This window comes from Pseudomonas sp. BF-RE-25 (genome assembly GCF_019956105.1).
GTDB classification, from domain to species: domain Bacteria; phylum Pseudomonadota; class Gammaproteobacteria; order Pseudomonadales; family Pseudomonadaceae; genus Aquipseudomonas; species Aquipseudomonas migulae.
On the sequence record NZ_JAHBDB010000043.1, the window covers coordinates 20416 to 42722 of the forward strand.

The following is a 22307-nucleotide window of genomic DNA, read 5'->3' on the forward strand; positions in this document are numbered from 1 at the left end:
ATGAAAAATAATAATAGCCCGCTACGCCACCTACCCTGGCTGCTGCTGGCAATCGTAGGAGCGTGCGCCCTTGGCGTAGTGGCATTGCGCCGAGGCGAGGCAATCAACGCCTTGTGGATTGTGGTCGCTGCCGTGGCCATTTATCTGGTTGCGTACCGTTACTACAGTCTGTTCATCGCTAACAACGTGATGCAACTCGATTCACGACGGGCCACCCCCGCTGTGCTCAACAATGATGGTCTGGACTACGTCCCTACCAACAAACACATTCTCTTCGGTCACCACTTCGCGGCCATCGCTGGCGCAGGTCCGCTGGTCGGTCCGGTGTTGGCGGCGCAGATGGGCTACTTGCCCGGCACACTGTGGCTGATCGCCGGTGTGGTGCTGGCCGGTGCGGTTCAGGACTTCATGGTCCTGTTCATGTCCACCCGCCGCAACGGTCGCTCCCTGGGCGACATGGTCCGCGAAGAAATGGGCCGCATCCCAGGCACCATTGCGCTGTTCGGCTGCTTCCTGATCATGATCATCATCCTCGCGGTGCTGGCGCTGATCGTGGTCAAAGCCCTGGCCGAGAGCCCGTGGGGCATTTTTACGGTGATGGCGACCATCCCGATCGCGATGTTCATGGGCATCTACATGCGCTACATCCGCCCGGGCCGCATCGGTGAGATCTCCATCGTCGGCGTGCTGTTGCTGCTGGGTTCGATCTGGCTCGGCGGGCAGATTGCCGCAGACCCGGTCTGGGCCAAGGCCTTCACCTTCACTGGCGTACAGATTACGTGGATGCTGGTCGGTTACGGTTTCGTGGCCGCCTCGTTGCCGGTGTGGCTGATTCTGGCGCCGCGTGACTACCTGTCGACGTTCCTCAAAATCGGCACCATCATCGCGCTGGCGATCGGCATCCTGGTGACCATGCCCGAGCTGAAAATGCCGGCGCTGACCCAGTTCATCGATGGCACCGGCCCGGTATGGAAGGGCGGTCTGTTCCCGTTCCTGTTCATCACCATTGCTTGTGGCGCTGTCTCGGGTTTCCACGCGCTGATCTCTTCCGGCACCACGCCAAAACTGCTGGATAACGAGGTCAACGCCCGTTACATCGGTTACGGCGGTATGTTGATGGAATCGTTCGTGGCCATCATGGCGATGGTTGCCGCTTCGGTGATCGAGCCTGGCGTGTATTTCGCCATGAACAGCCCGGCGGCCGTCGTCGGTGGTGACGTGGTCGCGGTTGCACAAACTGTCAGCAGCTGGGGCTTTGCAATTACCCCGGAAGCGCTGCAAACGGTGGCCAAGGACATCGGTGAAACCACCATCCTGGCCCGCGCCGGCGGTGCGCCGACCCTGGCGGTCGGTATCGCGCAGATCCTGCACAGTGTCCTGCCGGGTGAAAACACCATGGCGTTCTGGTACCACTTTGCGATCCTGTTCGAAGCGTTGTTCATCCTGACAGCGGTAGACGCCGGCACCCGTGCCGGTCGCTTCATGTTGCAGGATTTGCTCGGCTCGTTCGTGCCGGCGCTGAAACGCACCGAGTCGTGGACCGCCAACCTGATCGCCACCGCCGGTTGTGTGGCGATGTGGGGCTGGTTGCTGTATCAGGGCGTGATCGATCCGTTGGGTGGCATCAACACCTTGTGGCCGCTGTTCGGTATCTCCAACCAGATGCTGGCCGGTATCGCGCTGATGCTCGGCACCGTCGTGCTGATCAAAATGAAACGCCAACGCTACGTCTGGGTGACCATGCTGCCTGCGGTCTGGCTGTTGATCTGCACCACTACCGCCGGCTTCATCAAGCTGTTCGACGCCAACCCGGCGATCGGCTTCCTGTCGCTGGCCAAAAAATACAGCGATGCGCTGGCCAACGGTCAGATCCTCGCCCCGGCCAAGGACATCACCCAGATGCAACACGTGATTTTCAACGCCTACACCAACGCAACGCTGACCGCGCTGTTTCTGTTCGTGGTGTTCAGTATCCTGTTCTATGCACTCAAGGTCGGCATTGCCGCCTGGGGTAAAAAAGAGCGTACGGATAAAGAATCGCCATTCCAGGCCTTGCCGGACGCGTAATCGAGGATTGCAGCATGTTCAATGACCTGAGTCGCCTCGGTAAATACCTCGGTCAGGCCGCGCGCCTGATGGTCGGCATGCCCGACTACGACAACTACGTCGAGCACATGCAAACCAAACACCCGGACAAACCGGTGATGAGCTACGAAATGTTCTTTCGGGAACGTCAGGAAGCCCGTTACGGTGGCAAGGGTGGGCCGAAGTGCTGTTGACCCGGTTGTCGGGTTAACAGCAATCCCTGTGGGAGCTAGCCTGCTGGCGATGGCGGCTGAACATTCAACATCACTGTTGATTGACAGTCCGCCATCGCTAGCAGGCTAGCTCCCACATTTGTTTTATGTTGTTTTCTAATTTTGTAAAGCAGGAGACTCCAGTTGTCCTCTCCCATCCCCGTCACGATCCTCAGCGGCTTCCTCGGCGCCGGCAAGACCACGCTGTTGCGCCACCTGCTCAAAGCCGAGCACGGCCTGAAAATCGCCGTGATCGAAAACGAATTCAGTGACGCCGGCATCGACACCCAACTGTTGGGCGACGAGCCGGTGCAAGTGATGACGCTGTCGAACGGCTGCGTCTGCTGCACCATCCACACCGACCTGACCAAGGCGCTTTACCTGTTGCTTGAACGCCTGGACAGCGGCGAAATCGCCTTCGACCGTCTGGTGATCGAGTGCACCGGCCTGGCTGATCCGGCACCGGTGGCGCAAACCTTCTTCATCGACGAAGAACTGCGTGAGCGTTACATCCTCGACGGCATCATCACGTTGGTCGATGCCGCGCACGCCGACGTACACCTGACACAAACCATCGCCCAGGCGCAGATTGGTTTCGCCGACCGCTTGCTGGTGAGCAAACGCGATCTGGTGGACGAGCCGACCTTCACTGCGTTGAGCGAGCGCCTGACCCGTATCAACCGTCGCGCGCCGATTCGCGTGGTCGACCACGGCCAGATCGATCTGGCCGAACTGCTCGATGTGCGCGGCTTCAACCTCAATGCCGACCTGGGTGGCGGCGTGAGTTTGCGCCCGGTCAGCAAAGCGCCTTCCATCGACCGCATTTCCAGCCTGGTGCTGCGCACCGACAAGCCGCTGGATATCGACAAGCTCAGCGAGTTCATGAACGAACTGCTGGAAGAACATGGCAAGCAGTTGCTGCGCTACAAAGGCGTGCTGAACATCCTTGGCGAGCCGAGGCGCATGGTGTTTCAGGGTGTGCTGAAGTTGTATGGCTTCGACTGGGACACGGAATGGGCAGAGGGCGAGGCGCGGGAAAGCGTGATTGTGTTTATTGCCGATGAATTGCCGGAGGAGAAGATTCGCGAGGGGTTTGCGCGGGTGGCGGCGGATTGAATCGTTTCGTTCGTCAGTGATAAAGCCTTCGCGGGCAAGCCTCGCTCCTACAGTCGGTGATATCCGTAGGAGCGAGGCTTGCCCGCGAAAGCGATCTAACCAGCAACACGATCCTGACCAAGCCCAAGTCCTGAGTTCAGCAATATTTCCTCAAGATCATCCAGATGCCCGCTCAGCAGCGAGACCGCCTTCACCGCATCCCCACGCTCCACCGCATCCAGAATTGCGGAATGCCCCCGCCAATCGCAATAACCCTCCACCGATACATCAAACTGCGCAATCGCCAGTGAAGTCAGTGGCACCAGGCTGCCCAGAAAATGCGCCAACGGTGCATTCCCCGCCATTTCGGCCAGCTGCAGATGAAACGCCCCCGCCAACCTGATCGCCGAGCCATGTGTGGCACATTGGCGCTCGCGATCAATCAACCCACGCAGACACTTCAAGTCTTGTGCACGGGGCTGCTGGCACGCCAGCCGCACCACCGTGGTTTCGGTCAGCCGCCGCGCATGCAGCGTCTGCCGGACTTGCTCATGATCGAGCGCCGCGACTCGGGGACGATGGTGAGTGCGTAACACGATGATCTGCTGATGGGACAGCTGCGTCAGCACCCCACGCATGTCACTGCGGCGAACGCCGAACATCTGCGCCAGGCTTTCTTCGGTAAAGCGACTGGCCGCATCGATGCGCTGTTCAAGAATGGCGTCGAAGACTCGCGAGTAGAGATCATCCGTCGGCGCGGGAAAGGGCAGGGCAACAAGAGTTTGCGCTGAAGCGAAGCTGTTCATGGCCTGTCTCCGGTTCCAAGAGGGTTCAACTGCCGAGGTTGTCGTCCGGGATATTCAATTCGATGCCCATCCGCTGGCCTTCGCGAAGAATGTGCCGACGCATTTCGGCACTCGCCAGGGCGCTGTTTTTGCTGCGGATCGCGCGTACCACGGCTTCGTTTTCTTCGAGGCGTTCGGCCAGATGCTCGGGTGAGTTGCGCAGCACCTCGGCGCTTTGCTTGAGGGCGTTGCTGGTCTGCTGTACCACGCTCTGGAAAATCGGGTTCGAGGTCAGCGTGAACAGCTCTTCGTGGAACGCGATGTAGGCGTTGACCCCGGCTTCGCTGTCGTTCGCCTCCAGAGCTTCGCGCATGTCCATCAGGGTCAGGCGCAGTTGCCCGACTTCCTTGCTGCTGATCGACTGCGCCACCAGGCCGACGATAAACGGCTCAAGGGTGTAGCGCAGTTGCAGCACGTCTTCCAGGCTCGCGCCGGCCACTGCACTGTCGTGGCTTTGACTGTCAGCCAGATGGGCATCGAGCACCACCACGCCTTTGCCCGGCATCGAGCGCACCAGGCCGAGGGTTTCCAGGACGATGACCGCCTCGCGCAGGCTCGGGCGGCTGATGCCCAGTTGTTCGGCCAGTTCACGTTGCCCCGGCAGCATCTCGCCGGAGCGCCATTGCCCACGTGCCAGCGCGGCACGAAGTTTTTCCACTACTGAATTTACGACGGTTGACGAGGTAATCACTGTTCGCTCCAAGTCGCGATAATGTGCCCGCCCAAAGGCAGGCACACGTTGTTTAAAATTCCTGCTGGTGCGCGGGCGCGACCGGTTTTCGAGGCTGGAAGGTATAACCCACCTGGCCGGAAAGCACCTTGTTTGCGCGTTGGATATCGATGTCTTTTTCCCAGCGGGCGATGGCCACGGTGGCGACGCAGTTGCCGATCAGGTTGGTCAGCGCGCGGCCGATGCCCATGAACCAGTCCACCGCCAATACCAGCACCAGACCGACCACCGGAATCGCCGGGATGGCCGTCAGTGTCGCTGCCAGAATCACCAGCGCCGAGCCGGGAATCCCGTGAGCTCCTTTGGAGGTGATCAACGACACCAGCAAAATGGTCAGCAAATCGGACATGGCCAGCGGCGTGCCCGTGGCATTGGCGATGAACACGATGGCCAATGTCAGGTAGATCGAAAAGCCGTCGAGGTTGAACGAGTAGCCGGTGGGAATCACCAGCCCGACCGTTGAACTGCCGATGCCCAGGTGTTCGAGCTTGCGCATGATTTGCGGCAGCACGGCGTCGGACGATGCGGTGCCCATGACGATCATCAGTTCTTCGCGCAGGTATTTGAGCAACGGCCACATGCGCAGGCCGGACAGGCGCATCACCAGGCCGAGAATCAGCGCCACGAACGCGACACACGTCAGGTAGAAAAGACCGACCAGACTGCCCAGGTGTTGCAGCGAGTCCAGGCCATATTTGCTGGTGGTGAAGGCAATCGCGCCGAACACGCCGATCGGCGCCAGGCGCACGATCATGCCCATGATGCGGAAGATCACGTGGCTCAGCTCATTGATCAGCCGGGAAATGCCCGACGCGGCTTCGCCCACCAGGTTCAGTGCGCTGCCGAACAGCACTGAAAACAGCAGGACCTGCAGGATGTTGTTGTCGGCGAAGGCGCCGATCACCGAGGTCGGAATCAGGTCCATCAGGAACTGCGTGGTGGTGTGCATGTGCTGGCCGCGCTGGGCGATGTCGCCCATGTCGGCGGCAGACAGCTGCTCCAGATGAATGTTCGCGCCGCTGCCGATGCCGGTGCTGAAGGCGAACACCAGGCCAATCACCAGGGCGATGGTGGTCAGCACTTCGAAGTAGATTACCGATTTGAGGCCGATGCGCCCGACCTTCTTCAGGTCGCCGGCGCCGCTGATGCCGCTGACCACCACGCAGAACACGATCAGGCCGATGAGCATCTTGATCAGTTTGATGAAGCCGTCGCCGAGGGGTTTGAGCTGGGCGGAGTATTCGGGAAGGGTCAGCCCGCAGATGATGCCGAGCACCAGTCCGAGAACCACTTGAAGGAAGATTGAACGCGAGCACCATCTGAGCATGGGAGGAATCCTGGTCGGTGTCCTGGCTGCCGTGCGCTGCGCGCATCAGATTCAGGACTTAATTATTGTGGTCTTACCGGTATGTCCAGTGCAGGCGCAGTCTACGCCGGATTTTTTTACGATGACAAGTGAAAACCTGAAAATTGGCATGACCGGTCTGACCAGTGGTGTAGGCGGTCAACGTCAGATCCTTGCGGGAGCCAGCTTGTCTGCGATAGCGGCGCAGGGACAGCTCATACATGGCCATCTAGTTGTAAGTGAATGTTTTATTTTAATGTTCGTAAACTAAGGTTGAATCAGTTTAGTTTGTTGTGATGAGGGGGAAATTGCTGTTTTGTTAAGTTCTGAAAAATGTTTTTAGTTCCGGTTTTGTTGTCTTTCTCTTTGGGATGAGGCTCATCTGTTTCAGGATGTATGAACGTCGTTGTTTTTTATGTTGATGCTCGTGTAGGTGTCAGAGTTGATCGTTGATCAAGTGGCTTATATTTGGTTTTATTTAATGGCTGGGTGCCGTCGGTCTGTGAGTGATAACTTCAACTTTCGCCAACTAGGGCGACTTGTTTTTTATCAGGAGAAGTCTCATGCAAGAACACATTATGGATCTGTCCGGTGAACTGGGTGCCGAGTTCGAAGCTTATGTAAATTCTGGTAGTGCCGGTATCAACGGCGGGGAAACCATGTGCACCATGGTTTCGTGCGAGACCCTGGGCTGCACCGTTATCGGCTGCACCTGCTGATCCTCAAATAATACAGGGCGGGTCTCTGACCCGCGCTGTTCGTCGAGAGTGGTTGGCGATGTTGACTGATGTTTTGAGTTTCAATGAACGACTGATCGGGGGCGTTAAAACAGCGGTAGACCATGACGTCCTGCGCAAGACTCTCGAACTTTTGCATAAGGACGATAAAGCTGTTCGGCGATATTTTGGCGTCGATCGACAAGCACTTCTGGGCGAATGTCATCGCCTTTCATCGTCGTCGAATAATAAAGAATCCCCAGCGATTGAAATGCTCGAGCAGAAGATAAAGCTTATTGCTTCGTTGTCGTTCGACAGTGAGCTTGATAGTCAGGAGGTATTCAGTATTTTTTATACGCGGTGGTATGCGTATTTTAAATGTATCTTTGAAGGTGATCCAAAATACAATTCGATAAGTGAGTGGGTTAATACAGAGCTTTTTCTTTCCGGCATTCGATTGCATATAACGGCCTTGGTTAAAGGCTTTTCGGAGAAATCACTGGTTTACCAGTTAAACAGCCAGATAACCGAAGGTGCCGATCTGGATCTGCAGGGGTTTGACCAGGCCCTGGCAGGCGATGGATTCAGCTCGTTCCTCCGCTCATACCCGGTGCTGGCCCGTTTGCTCATGGTGCGAATCGAAGACACGGTGGCCTACCTGTACAAGGTGATCGGGCATTTCGCGGACGATAGCCAACGACTTAAAACCGCTTTCGCATTGCCCGACACACGAATCGACTCGATCACCCTCGGTCTCGGGGACTCACATGCCAACGGCGAAACCGTCTGCTGTCTGCAGATCGGCAATCAGGCACTGATGTACAAACCCAGGAGCAACCGTGAAGCATTGTTTTACGGCGCATTGCTCAGGCAACTGCATGAACGCAGCGGTGAGGCCTGTTTCTCCGTTTACGTACCGCTCATGGTGTCACTGGACAATCATTGCTGGATTGAAAAAATCGACAACCGGGCCTGTGAAACCCACAGTGACCTGTCACTTTTTTTTCAGCGTCTGGGCGCCCAGGTCGCGGTGATTCATGCGCTGAACGGCATCGACTTTCACTACGAAAACATCATTGCCTGCGGTAGCAGCCCGGTGATGATCGATCTGGAATGCCTGTTCACGCCGGTCATGGTCGACTTGAGGGTCAATTTGCCTCACAGCCGTGCGCTGTTCAAAACCATCAAACTCAACAGTCAATCAGTGTATGCAAGCGGATTCGTGCCTAATTCGCCGGACTCCGACAATGACTACAGTGGTCTGAGCTGCCAGCAACAGTTCGTCGCGAAAAAAAAACAATTGGTCCGTGAGCAGCGTTTGTACCGTTTGAAGCCCATCGACGCCCACAGCCGCCCGGTCATTCGGCACCTGCCCGTTTTCGAAAGCAGGACGCATTCGGTCACGGATCACAAGGACGCCTTTTTTCTCGGTTTTGAGGCGGGTTACGACGAGATGATGAACCACCGCGGTGCGGTGCTTGAGTTGCTCGAACAGCATGCCCAGTCGTTGAAAACCCGGGTTCTGATCAAAAATACCCAGCGTTATGCTGATTTCATCGGGATGATGCTCCATCCACGGTTTACCCGCTGTGGGCTTCAGCGGGATCTTTTACTGGCAACCTTATGGTCGGAGCTGAACGAAACGCTCAATGACTACGGGATTCCCAGGCATGAAATCAGCGATCTGGCGAAGGCCAACTTTCCTTGTTTTACCTTGCCCTTACTGTCCAATGGCTTGCTGGACGCGCATGGACAAGCCGTAGCTTCTTTGGCCATTGAGCGCCCGTTCGACAGTTGCCGCCGCAAGTTGGAAAACCTTTCGCCCGAACACAAAGCCTTTCAGATACACATCGTGCAGATGTGCCTGTTTCCTGTGGCCAATGAAGCCTTGCCACTCAACCGGGAGCATCACCTCAAAACAGCGCCTGAGCTGAGCCGGGCGCACTACCTTGAACACGCGATGACCATTGCCGGAATCATTGAGCGAACGCGTGTCGAGGGCGAGGAGGGCGATGTGGCGTGGACGTTCATGGATACGCAGCCGCGTACCCGGCGCCACTTCATTTCGCCCATGGGTAGTGGTTTGTACAACGGGATGGGAGGCCTGGCGATTTTTTACTTGAGCCTGTTCAGGGCCAGCGGTGCGACGCGTTATCTGCAAGAGGCTGAGCGGATCCTCGTGGGCATCAGTAAATCCCAAGGGCATTTTGCAAGCGAGCTGACCGTCAGCGCCTATTTCGGCTTGACCTCCTACTTATACGTTCTGGTCAACTACCAGATCATGACCGGTCGCCAGACGTATCAGGCAAGCATCGACGAAACAGTGCTCCAACTGGCCGACTTTCCCCGTGAGGGTGATGAGTTCGACTTCATTCATGGCTGGTGCGGCGCGGTGACGGTTCTGGTGAATCTCTACCAATTGGAGAAACGCGAAACGTTGCTGCCCTTGATCGAAAAGTTCTCGCAAGCCATTCAGTCAGCACTGACGCTGGACAATGGAACGCTGTTGCTCAAGGCAACGGGCAAGCCGCTGTTGACGGGTTTCTCCCATGGCATTTCAGGCGTTCTGCACGCGTTGGGAAAAGTCTGGGAGGTGACGAAAGCGCCGGGTTTGGCCGAGCTGATCGCGCAGGTGTTGCAGGCAGAAAACCGCCTGACAATCGATGGTTTCTGGCTTGATCTGCGTGAAACCGCGAAGTCAGCGTCCACCGTCAAATGGTGTCATGGCGACGCCGGCATTCTCATTTCCAGACGCGGGCTGACTCGGGCGCTGGGTGAGGCGCTGGACGTCGATACCAGGGCGGTGCTCGAGCAGGATGCCGAACGGTGTGAGCGTCATCTCTGGGAGCAGGGCCTGGGGTCTGGTTACAGTCTGTGTCATGGAGACTTCGGCAATCTGATGTGCTTGCTCAGACTCTATCGCGACACACGTAATGAGCAGGGTATCGCCCGGGTGGAGCGAGCACTCTCACAGGTGACCCAGAACTTCTTCAATGAAGATTTTCTGGATGAGCGCACTATCCCTGATCCGGGCCTGATGCTCGGGATCGCGGGCGTCGGTCAGGCGCTGCTGCATGCTGTGGCGGACGGTTTGCCTGATGTGTTGTCCCTCGAGTTTGCAAGACCGGCTGCTGCCTGAGTGGCACAAAACCCAGGCGAAAAAAAACCGGCCATCACTGGCCGGTTTTTTTATCGCAGCGGTTCAGCGATGCAATTAAGCGCCGTATACCGGCAGCTTCTTGCAGATGGCCTTGACCTTCTCACGAACGGCGTCGATCACCGCTTCGTTGTTCAGGTCAGCCAGGATGTCGCAGATCCAGCCGGCCAGCTCTTTGCACTCTGCTTCCTTGAAGCCGCGAGTGGTCACAGCCGGAGTGCCGAAGCGCAGGCCGGAGGTGACGAACGGGGAGCGTGGATCGTTTGGCACGGAGTTCTTGTTCACGGTGATGAATGCTTTGCCCAGAGCGGCGTCAGCGTCTTTACCGGAGATTTCCTGCTTGATCAGCGACAGCAGGAACAGGTGGTTTTCAGTACCGCCGGAAACCACGTCGAAACCGCGCTCGATGAAGACGCTGGCCATGGCCTGGGCGTTTTTCACCACTTGTTGCTGGTAAGCCTTGAACTCAGGCTGCAGCGCTTCCTTGAAGCAGATCGCTTTAGCGGCGATCACGTGCTCCAGCGGGCCACCCTGGGCGCCCGGGAATACTGCGGAGTTCAGCTTCTTCTCGATGTCGGCGTTGGCGCGAGCCAGGATCAGGCCGCCACGTGGACCGCGCAGGGTCTTGTGCGTGGTGGTGGTCACGACGTCAGCGAATGGCACCGGGTTCGGGTAGACGCCAGCGGCTACCAGACCGGCCACGTGGGCCATGTCGACGAACAGGTAGGCGCCAACCTTGTCAGCGATTGCGCGGAAGCGCGGGAAGTCGAGGATCTGCGAGTAAGCAGAGAAACCGGCCACGATCATTTTCGGCTTGTGCTCAACGGCCAGGCGCTCGACTTCGTCGTAGTCGATCAGGCCATTGGCGTCGATGCCGTACTGAACGGCGTTGTACAGCTTGCCGGAGGACGAAACGCTGGCACCGTGGGTCAGGTGACCACCGTGAGCCAGGCTCATGCCCAGGATGGTGTCGCCAGCTTGCAGCAGGGCCAGGTAAACGGCGCTGTTGGCTTGCGAACCGGCGTGCGGCTGAACGTTGGCGTAATCGGCGCCGAACAGTTCTTTGGCACGGTCGATGGCCAGTTGCTCAACGACGTCGACGAACTCGCAACCACCGTAGTAGCGCTTGCCCGGGTAGCCTTCGGCGTACTTGTTGGTCAGTACCGAGCCTTGAGCTTCCATCACCGCAGGGCTGGTGTAGTTTTCCGAAGCGATCAGCTCGATGTGTTCTTCCTGGCGCTGAGCTTCTTGCTCCATGGCGGCAAAAAGATCGGCGTCGTACTTGGCAATAGTCAAATCACGGCTGAACATGGCGGTCCTCAAGGATCGGGGCAGAAAAGGGGGGCATTCTAACCCAATGGGATTTAGATGGCATATGAAAGGGCATCATGTCGCAGACAAGTGGGCTTCATGTCGGGATCAGCGGTGATCATGCCGCCCACATCGCCGGCAAGCCGGCTCCTACAGGGGAACGCATTCCAAATGTAGGAGCCGGCTTGCCGGCGATGGGGCCATCAGCCCCACTGCACAACCTCAATCGAACATGAACAACGCATCATTACTGAACTGCGCTTCAAACCGTCCCGCCGGCATCGGCCGCCCGAACAGGTAACCCTGAACCTCATCGCAGCCATGCTCACGCAGGAAGTCCAGCTGCTCATGGGTTTCCACACCCTCGGCGATCACCGCCAGGTTGAGGCTGTGGGCCATGGCGATGATCGCCCGGGCGATCTGCGCATCCTGTTCACCCGACGGCAAGCCATCGACAAAGGTACGGTCGATCTTCAGCACGTCGATCGGGAACTGCTTGAGGTAGTTGAGCGACGAATAACCGGTGCCGAAGTCGTCGACCGCGATGCTCAGCCCGAGGTTTTTCAGCCCGGCCAGAATCTGCATCGCCTCGCTGACTTCGCGCATCAGGATACTTTCGGTCAGCTCCAGCTCCAGGCACGCCGGTGGCAGGCCGGTTTCCTTGAGGATAGTGGCGATCCGCGTGCCGAGCTGGCCGTCGGAGAACTGCCGGGCAGAGATGTTGACCGATACCTTCGGCACCCGCACCTTGGCCTGATGCCAGGTCTTGAGCTGACGGCAGGCCTCGCTGATCACCCAGTCGCCGACGTCCACCACCAGGCCCAGTTCTTCGAGCACCGGAATGAAATCCCCCGGTGGCACCAGGCCACGGCGGGGATGACGCCAGCGCAGCAAGGCTTCGGCACCGGTCAGGCGTTTGCCGTCGCCGCTGAATTGCGGCTGGTAGTACAGCACGAATTCGTTCTGTTCCAGGGCGTGACGCAAGTCGCTTTCCAGCTCCAGGCGCTCGAGGGCACTGGCGTTCATGTCCGCCTGATAGAACTGGAAGTTGTTCTTGCCGCGTTCCTTGGCGTGGTACATCGCGGTGTCGGCGTTCTTCATCAGCTGGCTGAGTTCGTTGCCGTCCTGCGGGCTCAGGGCGATGCCGATACTGGCGGTGACGAAGAATTCGCGGCCTTCAAGCACGAACGGTTTCACCAGGCTGGCGAGAATCTGTTCGGCCACGTGAATCGCCCGATTGAGGGCGATTTCGCGGTTGGCCCGCGGTTGCAGGAGCAAGGTGAATTCATCGCCGCCCATACGCGCCACGGTGTCGTCGTCATCGACGCAACCGAGCAGGCGCGTGGCCATTTCCTTGAGCATGCGATCGCCGGCGGCGTGGCCCAGGGAGTCGTTGATCGGCTTGAAACGGTCGAGGTCGAGGAACATCAGCACCACCCAGGACTTCTGCCGTTCCGCCGATTGCAACGCGGTGTGCAGGCGGTCCTGGAACAGCGTGCGGTTGGGCAGGTGCGTCAGGGCGTCGTAATAGGCGAGGCGGTGAATCCGTTGTTCACTGGCCTTGCGCTCGCTGATGTCGCTGAAGAAACACACGTAACTGGCCAGATCGCCTTCATCGTCGAGCACCGCCGTGATACCGACCCACGCCGGGTAATGCTCGCCGTTACGACGCCTGAGCCAGACTTCGCCTTCCCAGGTGCTGTGCTGGTTCAATTGCTTGAGCACATAGCGCAGGTGCGCTTCCTGCTGCTCGTCGACGGTCAGCATGTTCGGCAACTGGTCGAGCACTTGCTCCACCGCATAGCCGCTCACGCGACTGAACGCTTCGTTGGCCTGCACGATGTAGCCTGCCGGGTCGGTGATCAGGATCGCCGACGTCGAGTGTTCGAATACCGTGGCCGCCATGCGCAGGTCTTTCTCGGCGCGGCGTTGCTGGCTGATGTCGCGACCGACACCGAGCACGCCTTCGAAGGCGCCGTGTTCGTCCCAGACCAGCACCAGCCGCAACTCGATCGGAATCTTGCGCCCGTCGGCACGCAGGCAGTCGAACAGGAACAGTTGGGTCTGCACCTGGCTGCGCAACAGCGCCAGTTGGTCGGGCTTGCCCAGCGCTTTGCTGACGCGGTCCATCAGGTTGTAGATGCCGGTCAACTGTTGCGGGTTGGCGATGGTCGACTGCCAGCCGTTCTGGAAAATCCAGTCGGTGTCGTAGCCCAGCACGGCTTGCACCGACGGGCTGACGTAGTTGAGCGAGAGCTTGCTGTCGGTGGAGAAAATCACGTCGCTGATGCTTTCGGCGAGCATCCGGTAGCGCTGCTCGCTGTCGCGCAGGGACTCACTGGCCTCGATCTGCTCGGTGATGTCCTTGGCCACGCCGATGATCCGTGTGACCTGGTCGTGTTTGTCCCGCGCCAGCGCCTGTTCACGAATATCGAAACGCCGCCATTTGCCGTTGCGGTGACGGAAGCGCAGTTGGCATTGCAGCAATTGCGTATAGCCCGCGTGTCGCTGGGTCTGGCGCGCGCGATGGTAGTGGTCGGCATCTTCGGGGTGCAGCAGGATTTCCCAGAAGTACTCGCCCATCTGGTGTAGCTCGGTGCGGTTGTAACCGAGTGTCTGGCCCAGGTGATGGTTGCTGAAGATCATGCGCTGGCTGATCACGTCCTGGACGTACAAATGATCCGGCACGGTGCGCACCACATCGGACCAGAACCCTTCACGCTCAAGCAGCGACAGTTCGATGAGCTTGCGACTGGTGATGTCGCTGATGCTCAGGATCACCGCTTTATAGTCGTCCTGGTTTTCCGGCAGGCGCATCACCAGCCACAGGTGCTGATCGCGGCCATTGGCGTCTTGCAGTTTTATTTCCAGCTCAAACTGTTTCTGCTGATTGAGTACCGCTTCGAGCACTTGATTGCCGATGGCGGTGCCATCCAGCGGATTGCCGTCGATCAGCAACTTCCAGGCTTGTTCACAGGAATTGACGTTGAGCAGTTGCAGGGCAACCTGGTTGACCTCGGTGATGCGCAGTTCCTGCAACAGCTGCTGGCGCTGTTCCGGGGTTTCCAACCAGGCTTGCAGGTGTTCGGTGCTGAGCAACTGGTTTTTGTCGAAGACGTTCTTGAGGCCAGACACGTCGAGCACGCACAGGGCGACGCCGGTGCCTTCGAAAATATCCTGATAGCGCCGGCGACCTTCACTCACTTGGCGCTGACGGCGGCGTATGTTCAACAGGGCGATCAGCGGCAGCAGAGAGAGCGCCAGCCCCAGCAGGCATTTACCGATAAATGCCGGCAGCAGTTCTTCGATCACACGTTGCCGGTCGAACAACCCGCGCAGTTGCCAGTCGCTGCCGGTCAGGGGAACCGTCAGCACGCTGTTGGCCACATCATTTGCGGTCAGCTCGCTCGGCTTGGCCAAGGGCTGTGAATCATCGCGGCTGATGACCTGGTGATTGACGCGGTTTTCCACCAGCCACAATGGGCGGATCCCGGCCTCGCCTGGTTTGGTCAGTGACGAGAAAAAGCTTGGCGTCAGGCGCAGGACCCAATAGCCCCGAGAGCTGCCGCTGGCTTGATGCAGCAACAGGTGCACCACCGAACCGTTATCGGCGTTGCTGAAATAATGTGCCTGGGTACGGCTGCGGCGTACCAGCTCGACGAGGTAGTCGGCGTCCTCGCTGTCGGCGGTGGTGTCGCTGATGACTTTCCCTGAGGGGCTCAACAACGCGAGGCTGCGCAGGTCGGGCAAGGACTTTTGCAGCTTGCGCAGCAGCTCCTGCTGTTCGTCGGCGCTTTGCGGCTGTTCGACGATCGGTAGCAGGTTGAGGGCGATCTGCGCATTGAGCGACATGTTCAGGCTGACTTGCGCAGCCAGATCGGCGGTGTAGTCGATGGTGTATTGGCGCTGGTTTTTCTGGGTTTCGCGCATCTGATCCAGCAGTTGCCAGAACAGCAGCGCGAGCAGCAAAAGCACGAGTGTCGCCAGCGCGCCCTTTAATGTTCCGCGCAGGGGGGAACCGGACACAGCAGTCGGTGCACGGGTGGTCAAGGGCGGAGTGACATTAGACAAACTGTAATCCTGCGGTTTAGCTGGACTGGCGCGACGTGCACTATAAGCCGGACGCCCGGAGGGCGGCTAGCATGCCTTGAGTTGTGGCAAAGTGCCAGACCCTCCCGGCTGGACTGCCTTCTGTCAATAAGGTAGCTTTGCCGGTTACGCGGGAGCGTTCCAGCTCCTAGAATCAGGTTTTTTCAGCGCGCAGCATTGATACCTATCAGTCGTCGACGCGCACGGCCTGGCCGGGCATCGCCTGCGCTCCAATCATTCATCTGTCACTGACCCAAGGTTCTCCATGGCTCAATACGTCTTCACCATGCATCGGCTGGGCAAAGTTGTTCCGCCGAAGCGGGAAATCCTGAAAAACATTTCGCTGTCCTTCTTCCCCGGCGCCAAGATCGGCGTGCTCGGCCTCAACGGTTCGGGTAAATCCACGCTGCTGAAAATCATGGCCGGCGTCGACACCGAGTTCGAGGGCGAAGCCCGTCCGATGCCGGAGTTGAACATCGGTTACCTGCCACAGGAACCGATCCTGGACCCGACCAAGACCGTGCGTGAAGTGGTCGAGGAAGCGGTCAGCGTGATCAAGAACGCCCAGGCACGCCTGGACGAGGTCTACGCGGCTTACGCTGATGAAGATGCCGACTTCGACAAACTGGCCGCCGAACAGGCCAAGCTCGAAGCCATCCTGCAAGCCAGCGACGGTCACAACCTGGATCGCCAACTGGAAGTCGCCGCCGATGCGCTGCGCCTGCCGGCCTGGGACGCCAAGGTCGAATTCCTTTCCGGTGGTGAAAAACGTCGTGTGGCCCTGTGCCGCCTGCTGCTGTCCGCCCCCGACATGCTGCTGCTCGACGAACCGACCAACCACCTGGACGCCGATTCCGTCGCCTGGCTGGAACACTTCCTCCACGACTTCCCGGGCACTGTCGTTGCGATCACGCACGACCGTTACTTCCTGGACAACGTTGCTGGCTGGATCCTCGAGCTCGACCGCGGCGCCGGTATCCCGTACGAGGGCAACTATTCGGGTTGGCTTGAAGCCAAGTCCGATCGTCTCGCTGCCGAATCCAAGCAGCAGTCGGCCCACGAAAAAGCCATGAAGGAAGAACTGGAGTGGGTGCGCAAAGGCGCCAAGGCCCGCCAGTCCAAATCCAAGGCACGTCTGCAACGCTTCGAAGAAATGCAATCGCAGGAATTCCAGAAGCGTTCGGAAACCAACGAGATCTACATCCCGGCCGGTCCGCGCCTGGGTGACAAGGTCATCGAGTTCAAGAACGTTTCCAAGGGCTATGGCGATCGCGTGCTGATCGACAACCTGTCGTTCTCCATGCCTAAAGGCGCCATCGTTGGCGTGATCGGCGGTAACGGTGCCGGTAAGTCGACGCTGTTCCGCATGCTGATGGGCAAGGAACAACCGGATTCGGGCAGCATCGAAGTCGGCGAAACCGTGCAACTGGCCTGCGTCGATCAGAGCCGCGAAGACCTGGACGGCAGCAAGACTGTGTTCCAGCAAATCTCCGACGGTTCGGATCAGATCCGCATCGGCAACTACGAGATCCCGTCGCGTACCTACGTCGGTCGCTTCAACTTCAAGGGCGGCGATCAGCAGAAGTTCGTCAAGGATCTGTCCGGTGGTGAGCGCGGTCGCTTGCACCTGGCCCTGACCCTGAAAGAGGGCGGCAACGTCCTGCTGCTCGACGAACCGTCCAACGACCTCGACGTTGAAACCCTGCGTTCCCTGGAAGAAGCCCTGCTGGACTTCCCGGGCGCCGCCATTGTGATCTCTCACGATCGGTGGTTCCTTGACCGCGTCGCGACGCACATCCTGGCGTACGAAGACGATTCGCAAGCAGTGTTCTTCGAAGGTAACTACACCGAGTACGAAGCCGATCGCAAGAAACGCCTCGGCGAAGCGGCTTCCCAGCCGCATCGTGTACGGCACAAGAAACTGGCCTGATTTCGGGTTGGTTGCATGAAAAAACGGAGCCTTCGGGCTCCGTTTTTTTTATGGGTTTTTTCAGTGGCACCGTGGCGAATTCATCGCGAGCAGGCTCGCTCCCACAGGGGGAATGCACATCAAATTGTAGGAGTGAGCCTGCTCGCGATAGCGGTGTAGCTAATGGTGCAAAACCCAGATTGCGAATCCCTTTTTAGGTGCGAAATCAGCCTGAAAATGGAGTTTATTTATATCCTGCGCACCATTTAATTTCATAAACGCGACATTTTGCTCTATTGCTGTGCGCACTCCGTTTGCTAAAGTCCGGCCCAATCTCTTCCAACGACAATAAATTTGCCGAGACTTTTCCATGATCGAATCCGTCGAAACCTTCCTTGCCCGACTGAAAAAACGCGACCCGGACCAACCTGAATTCCACCAGGCCGTCGAAGAGGTCCTGCGCAGTCTGTGGCCGTTTCTCGAAGCCAATCCGCATTATCTGACCTCCGGCATTCTGGAGCGGATCTGCGAGCCGGAGCGGGCGATTGTGTTCCGTGTTTCCTGGGTCGACGATCACGGCAAGGTGCAGGTCAATCGCGGTTTCCGCATCCAGATGAACAGTGCGATCGGTCCGTACAAGGGCGGCTTGCGTTTCCATCCTTCGGTGAACCTCGGCGTACTGAAATTCCTCGCCTTCGAGCAAACCTTCAAAAACTCCCTGACCTCGTTGCCCATGGGCGGTGGCAAGGGTGGCTCGGACTTCGACCCGAAAGGCAAAAGCGACGCGGAAGTCATGCGCTTCTGCCAGGCCTTCATGAGCGAGTTGTACCGCCACATCGGTGCAGACGTTGACGTGCCGGCCGGCGACATCGGCGTGGGTGCCCGCGAGATCGGTTTCCTGTTCGGTCAGTACAAGCGCCTGAGCAACCAGTTCACCAGCGTGCTGACCGGCAAAGGCCCGAGCTATGGCGGCAGCCTGATTCGTCCGGAAGCCACCGGTTTCGGCTGCGTGTACTTCGCCGAGGAAATGCTCAAGCGCAGCGGTGAAGCCGTCGAAGGCAAGCGCGTAGCCATCTCGGGTTCCGGCAACGTTGCGCAGTACGCGGCGCGCAAGGTCATGGACCTGGGCGGCAAGGTGATTTCGCTCTCGGACTCCGAAGGCACGCTGTACTGCGAGGCGGGTTTGACCGAAGAACAGTGGCTGGCGCTGTTGGAGCTGAAAAACGTCAAGCGTGGACGGATCAGCGAACTGGCCACGCGTTTCGGCCTGGAGTTCCGTGCGGGTCAGTGCCCATGGGATCTGGCGTGCGACATCGCGCTGCCCTGCGCCACTCAAAACGAACTGGATGCCGAGGCCGCGCGCACGTTGCTGCGCAACGGCTGCATCTGCGTGGCGGAAGGCGCGAACATGCCGACCACCCTGGAAGCCGTGGACCTGTTTATCGAGGCCGGGATTCTGTTCGCGCCGGGCAAGGCGTCCAACGCCGGCGGTGTCGCGGTGAGCGGGCTGGAGATGTCGCAGAACGCCATGCGTCTGCTGTGGACCGGCGGGGAAGTGGACAGCAAGCTCCACGGGATCATGCAATCGATCCACCATGCGTGTGTGCATTACGGCGAAGAGAACGGCCGCATCAACTACGTCAAAGGCGCGAACATTGCCGGTTTCGTCAAAGTCGCCGACGCCATGCTCGCCCAAGGCGTGGTTTAAGCCGGTTCGATGCGGATGATTTCGATCGTCTGATCGCCGGCCGGGCGTTGCCACAGCACCTCGTCGCCGAGTTGCGCCCCAAGCAATGCCCGGCCCAGCGGTGAGCCCCAGTTGATCAGGCCCGCAGACGCGTCGGCCTGGTCTTCACCGACCAATTGCACGGTTTGCTCGGTGCTGTGCTCGTCGGCGAAGGTCACGCGGCTGCCGATCTGCACCTTTTGCGTCGAACTGGCGGCGGTCACGACCTGAGCGCTTTGCAGGCGCTGATTGAAGTAGCGCAAATCCCGCTCAAGGTCCACCAGGCGTTGCTTGTCGGCCTGTTCGCCTTTGGCCGATTGTTCATTGTGCAATTGTTGCAACCCGGCGACTTTTGCCTGCAGCTGGGCAAGGCCTGCGGGCGTGACGTAATTGGGCTGCGTGCTGACCTGCCGTTCGACGGGCTGATCAACTTGCGCGGCGGCGTTATCTTCATTGACGAAGGCGCGACTCATGGTTTCCTCCCGTTATAGGGTTTAGGCCATGGTCACAGGCTTTTAGTTTCGGCGGATGTCTGTCAGCGACTCATTGCGAGCGAAACGCACGGGCGGCGTCCTGATCTTTCTGCTGTTGCCAGGCTTTTTCACGTTCGTCCCAGTGATGGCTGCGATAGTCCTCGCGGTCTTCGCTTTCGCGCATGGCCTGGCATTGGCGGAAACCATCGCTCCAGCCTTCGGCGTATGGCTTGTCCTTGAGATACCGCGGCACGTTCTTGCGAAATTCACCGGTGATCGCCCCGGCAGCCTGTCGACCACTGCTGCAGCCGTCATCGAAACCATCGGCGAAGGCCGGAGGATAACCCTTGGCAATCAGGTCTTCGTGAGTCGTCTGGCAACCCGCGCACAACAGCAACACACCCACCACACCCACACAACGCCACATCTCGGACTCCCGGCCGTTCAACGGCCTATGGTTCAAGTCTAGAAGTGCATTCGTGAGACCTTCGTGAAAGGCCTGTGATGAATCCGTTGAACAACGCATATCCAATGTGGGAGCGGGCTTGCTCGCGAAGGCGTATTGTCAGTCACCATCAGTGTTGAATGACACTACGCCTTCGCGAGCAAGCCCGCTCCCACAGGGATGGTGGTGTGTCAGGTCAGTAGTGATACCACTTCAGCTCAAGCATCACTTCATTCTCGGGTGTAGCCAGATGGCTGAATTCGCGCTGGGCGCTCAGACGCAGACCCAGGTTGCGCGACAATTCCCACTGCTGGTTCAGACTCAAACTACGGCGCACTTCGCCATTGGTGAAGAAATCCCCCTTGGCCTCCAGGCTGAAATTGCCCAGCGGATTCTTCCATAGCACACCGCTGTTGAAACCTGCCGCGGGGGCGATGAAACCGGCGAAGTCGTTATTGTGTTCGACGCGCACGGTGCCCAAGGCAAAACCAAGCATGTCGTCGCCCAGTTGCCACGTGCCGCCACCACCGCCGTTGACATGGCTGACGAGGGTTTCATCGTCATGTTTGCCCGGCACCCGCTCCAGGCCGCCGGTGACCTGCCACGACAGCGGTTGCAGCAGCTCGTTGCGCGGCGTCAGGGAGCGAATGGTCGCCAGATCCAGTTGCTGCAACTGCCACTGATTGCCTTCGTACTGGCGCAGTTTCATCTGCAGGATTTCGATCTGCGCGCCGAGGGGAAAGCTTTCCGAGTTGTCGTTGAGATCGTGATACGCCATGCGCAGGCCATATTCGCCAAAGGCCTTGTCGCCCCGGGTGCCGAGGCCGGCCTGCCAGGTGCGCGATTCATGGCCATCTTCGGGCAAGCCCGGTTGCGGGATGTCCAGCTCCGGCGCCGGGTTCTGGTTGATCGCCCGCAGCAATTCAAAACTGCGCTGAGCCCGCTGCGGGTCGCGTTCCTGGCCGTTGGCGCGGTAGCGTTCGAGCCGGTAAGCCGCGTCGATGATCAGCGCCTGACGTTCGCGCGGTTGCGCCTTGAACGCCGGTTCCTGCAACTGTTTCTGGTCGGCGCTGACTTTCAGCACCCATTGCTGCTCTTCAGGATTCAACGGTTCGGCGCGGCTCAGCAGTTCGCGTTCGCGGGACGGCCGATACTGAATGGACTCCACCAGGCCGGCTTCTTTCACCGCTTTGACCGTGTCGGTGGGGATGGCGGTCAGCGGGAATTGTTCGGTCAGGCGCAGGCTTGGACGCGCCACTTGCAGCAGTTCCAGCAGGCGATAGGAGCAGTTTTCGTCGAAGAAGAAATAGTCGAACTGGATCTGCTTGAGTTCCCAGACGTGCTCGACCATGCGCTCGGTTTCCTGCTGTGTCAGGTTCAGCCGGTATTCCCACAGGTCACGGTTTTCGAGGCTGCGGTATTCCGAGAGTTTTTCCTGATACGGCACCAGCGCAAACAGGCCCGGGTAGCCGCCCATCAAACCTTTCCAGGCGTAGAGAATGCTGTTGTCCGAACCTTCGATGTAGGCGCCGAAGTTGATGGCGTAGCTGAGCAATGACGTCTTGTCGCTCTGCACATCCGCCTGATCGATGCGCAGCAGCGTGTGGCCGAACATCGATGACGGACTGTTCAAGTAGGCTGCCGGGAAAATCATCACCGCGCTGTGGGGCGAGACATCCTTGAACCATTGCTTGAATTCGGCGCAGTCCGGCGACGGCAGATCGCTCAGGTTGAGTTGTGCCTTGAGCCAGCGGGTACGCGCCGGGTAGACGCATTGCGCATGTTTTTCGCCGGCACTGGCCGGGGCGTACAGCGCCTGCACGGTGGCCGCCAGTTCGCGGTCGGGGTGTTCGTTGCCATCGGGCGCCAGAAAGAACTTCCTGTCGCTGACATAGCTGCGCCAGCCACCGAGCTTGGCGGTTTCGTAATGCCCCAGGGAAATCCAGAAGGGGTCGTTGGCCAGTTGCTGCAAACGTTGATTGTCGATGTGAGGCGCGGCGGACAGCGGGGCGCAGACACAGAGCGCCAGCCAGGCAAGGCGTTTGAACATAGTGGGCAACTTAAGTCGAAAAAAATAAAGACCCGGTACGGAAGATCCGTCCTTGTAGGAGCCGGCTTGCTGGCGATGGCATCGACACGGTGTTTCTGAATCACCGCGGTGATTCAGAA

General features: G+C 58.8%; 16 protein-coding genes. 8 read left to right on the forward strand and 8 right to left on the reverse strand.

The features are described from left to right. The 3 genes from KGB24_RS19395 to yjiA all read left to right on the forward strand — a co-directional run bounded on the left by KGB24_RS19395 (nt 1) and on the right by yjiA (nt 3413). Complete coding sequence (locus KGB24_RS19395; protein WP_008028884.1) at nt 1-2067, forward strand: carbon starvation CstA family protein; 2067 nt, start codon at nt 1-3, stop codon at nt 2065-2067. A gap of 14 nt (nt 2068-2081) precedes the next feature. Next, nucleotides 2082-2279: a YbdD/YjiX family protein gene (locus KGB24_RS19400; protein ID WP_007895266.1), complete on the forward strand. Its 198-nt coding sequence runs from the start codon at nt 2082-2084 to the stop codon at nt 2277-2279. A gap of 162 nt (nt 2280-2441) precedes the next feature. Then, nucleotides 2442-3413: a GTPase gene (gene yjiA / locus KGB24_RS19405; protein WP_008028882.1), complete on the forward strand. Its 972-nt coding sequence runs from the start codon at nt 2442-2444 to the stop codon at nt 3411-3413. A 95-nt stretch (nt 3414-3508) separates the two neighbouring features. Here yjiA and KGB24_RS19410 read toward each other — a convergent pair whose 3' ends face one another. From KGB24_RS19410 to KGB24_RS19420, 3 genes are read right to left on the reverse strand one after another with little or no spacing between them, the layout of a single operon-like run. Then, nucleotides 3509-4198, reverse strand: coding sequence for a GntR family transcriptional regulator (locus tag KGB24_RS19410; protein WP_223415818.1), 690 nt, complete (start codon nt 4196-4198; stop codon nt 3509-3511). Nucleotides 4199-4223: 25 nt separating this feature from the next. After that, nucleotides 4224-4928: a FadR/GntR family transcriptional regulator gene (locus KGB24_RS19415; RefSeq protein ID WP_008028878.1), complete on the reverse strand. Its 705-nt coding sequence runs from the start codon at nt 4926-4928 to the stop codon at nt 4224-4226. A gap of 52 nt (nt 4929-4980) precedes the next feature. After that, the gene (locus KGB24_RS19420) at nt 4981-6294 is read right to left on the reverse strand and encodes a C4-dicarboxylate transporter DctA (protein ID WP_008028877.1); all 1314 of its coding nucleotides are present in this window, start codon (nt 6292-6294) and stop codon (nt 4981-4983) included. Here KGB24_RS19420 and KGB24_RS19425 point away from each other — a divergent pair. From KGB24_RS19425 to lanM, 3 genes are all read left to right on the forward strand, one after another. Next, the gene (locus KGB24_RS19425) at nt 6293-6583 is read left to right on the forward strand and encodes a hypothetical protein (protein WP_223415817.1); all 291 of its coding nucleotides are present in this window, start codon (nt 6293-6295) and stop codon (nt 6581-6583) included. The genes KGB24_RS19420 and KGB24_RS19425 overlap by 2 nt on opposite strands. A gap of 292 nt (nt 6584-6875) precedes the next feature. Further along, on the forward strand, nt 6876-7031 hold the full coding sequence (locus KGB24_RS19430; protein ID WP_008028874.1) for a hypothetical protein: 156 nt from the start codon (nt 6876-6878) through the stop codon (nt 7029-7031). Between the two features lie 58 nt (nt 7032-7089). Beyond that, nucleotides 7090-10167, forward strand: coding sequence for a type 2 lanthipeptide synthetase LanM (lanM, locus tag KGB24_RS19435; RefSeq protein WP_223415816.1), 3078 nt, complete (start codon nt 7090-7092; stop codon nt 10165-10167). Nucleotides 10168-10242: 75 nt separating this feature from the next. Here the strand turns inward: lanM and glyA are convergent, their stop codons facing one another. Both glyA and KGB24_RS19445 read right to left on the reverse strand, forming a co-directional pair. Further along, on the reverse strand, nt 10243-11496 hold the full coding sequence (gene glyA / locus KGB24_RS19440) for a serine hydroxymethyltransferase (RefSeq protein ID WP_008028869.1): 1254 nt from the start codon (nt 11494-11496) through the stop codon (nt 10243-10245). 222 nt (nt 11497-11718) lie between these two features. After that, nucleotides 11719-15567 (reverse strand): bifunctional diguanylate cyclase/phosphodiesterase, encoded by a 3849-nt coding sequence (locus KGB24_RS19445; RefSeq protein WP_223415815.1) that lies wholly within the window; start codon nt 15565-15567, stop codon nt 11719-11721. 283 nt (nt 15568-15850) lie between these two features. Between KGB24_RS19445 and ettA the strand changes: the two genes are divergently transcribed. Next, on the forward strand, nt 15851-17515 hold the full coding sequence (gene ettA / locus KGB24_RS19450; protein WP_008028865.1) for an energy-dependent translational throttle protein EttA: 1665 nt from the start codon (nt 15851-15853) through the stop codon (nt 17513-17515). A 349-nt stretch (nt 17516-17864) separates the two neighbouring features. Further along, a complete protein-coding gene (gene gdhA / locus KGB24_RS19455; protein ID WP_008028863.1) occupies nt 17865-19202 on the forward strand; it encodes an NADP-specific glutamate dehydrogenase in 1338 nt (445 codons plus the stop codon). Here gdhA and KGB24_RS19460 read toward each other — a convergent pair. From KGB24_RS19460 to KGB24_RS19470, 3 genes are all read right to left on the reverse strand, one after another. Next, nucleotides 19199-19693: a GreA/GreB family elongation factor gene (locus KGB24_RS19460; RefSeq protein WP_008037922.1), complete on the reverse strand. Its 495-nt coding sequence runs from the start codon at nt 19691-19693 to the stop codon at nt 19199-19201. The genes gdhA and KGB24_RS19460 overlap by 4 nt on opposite strands. A 70-nt stretch (nt 19694-19763) precedes the next feature. Next, nucleotides 19764-20120, reverse strand: coding sequence for a hypothetical protein (locus KGB24_RS19465; RefSeq protein ID WP_008028859.1), 357 nt, complete (start codon nt 20118-20120; stop codon nt 19764-19766). Between the two features lie 214 nt (nt 20121-20334). Next, a complete protein-coding gene (locus KGB24_RS19470) occupies nt 20335-22188 on the reverse strand; it encodes a DUF4105 domain-containing protein (RefSeq protein ID WP_223414059.1) in 1854 nt (617 codons plus the stop codon). Nucleotides 22189-22307: the final 119 nt, after the last annotated feature.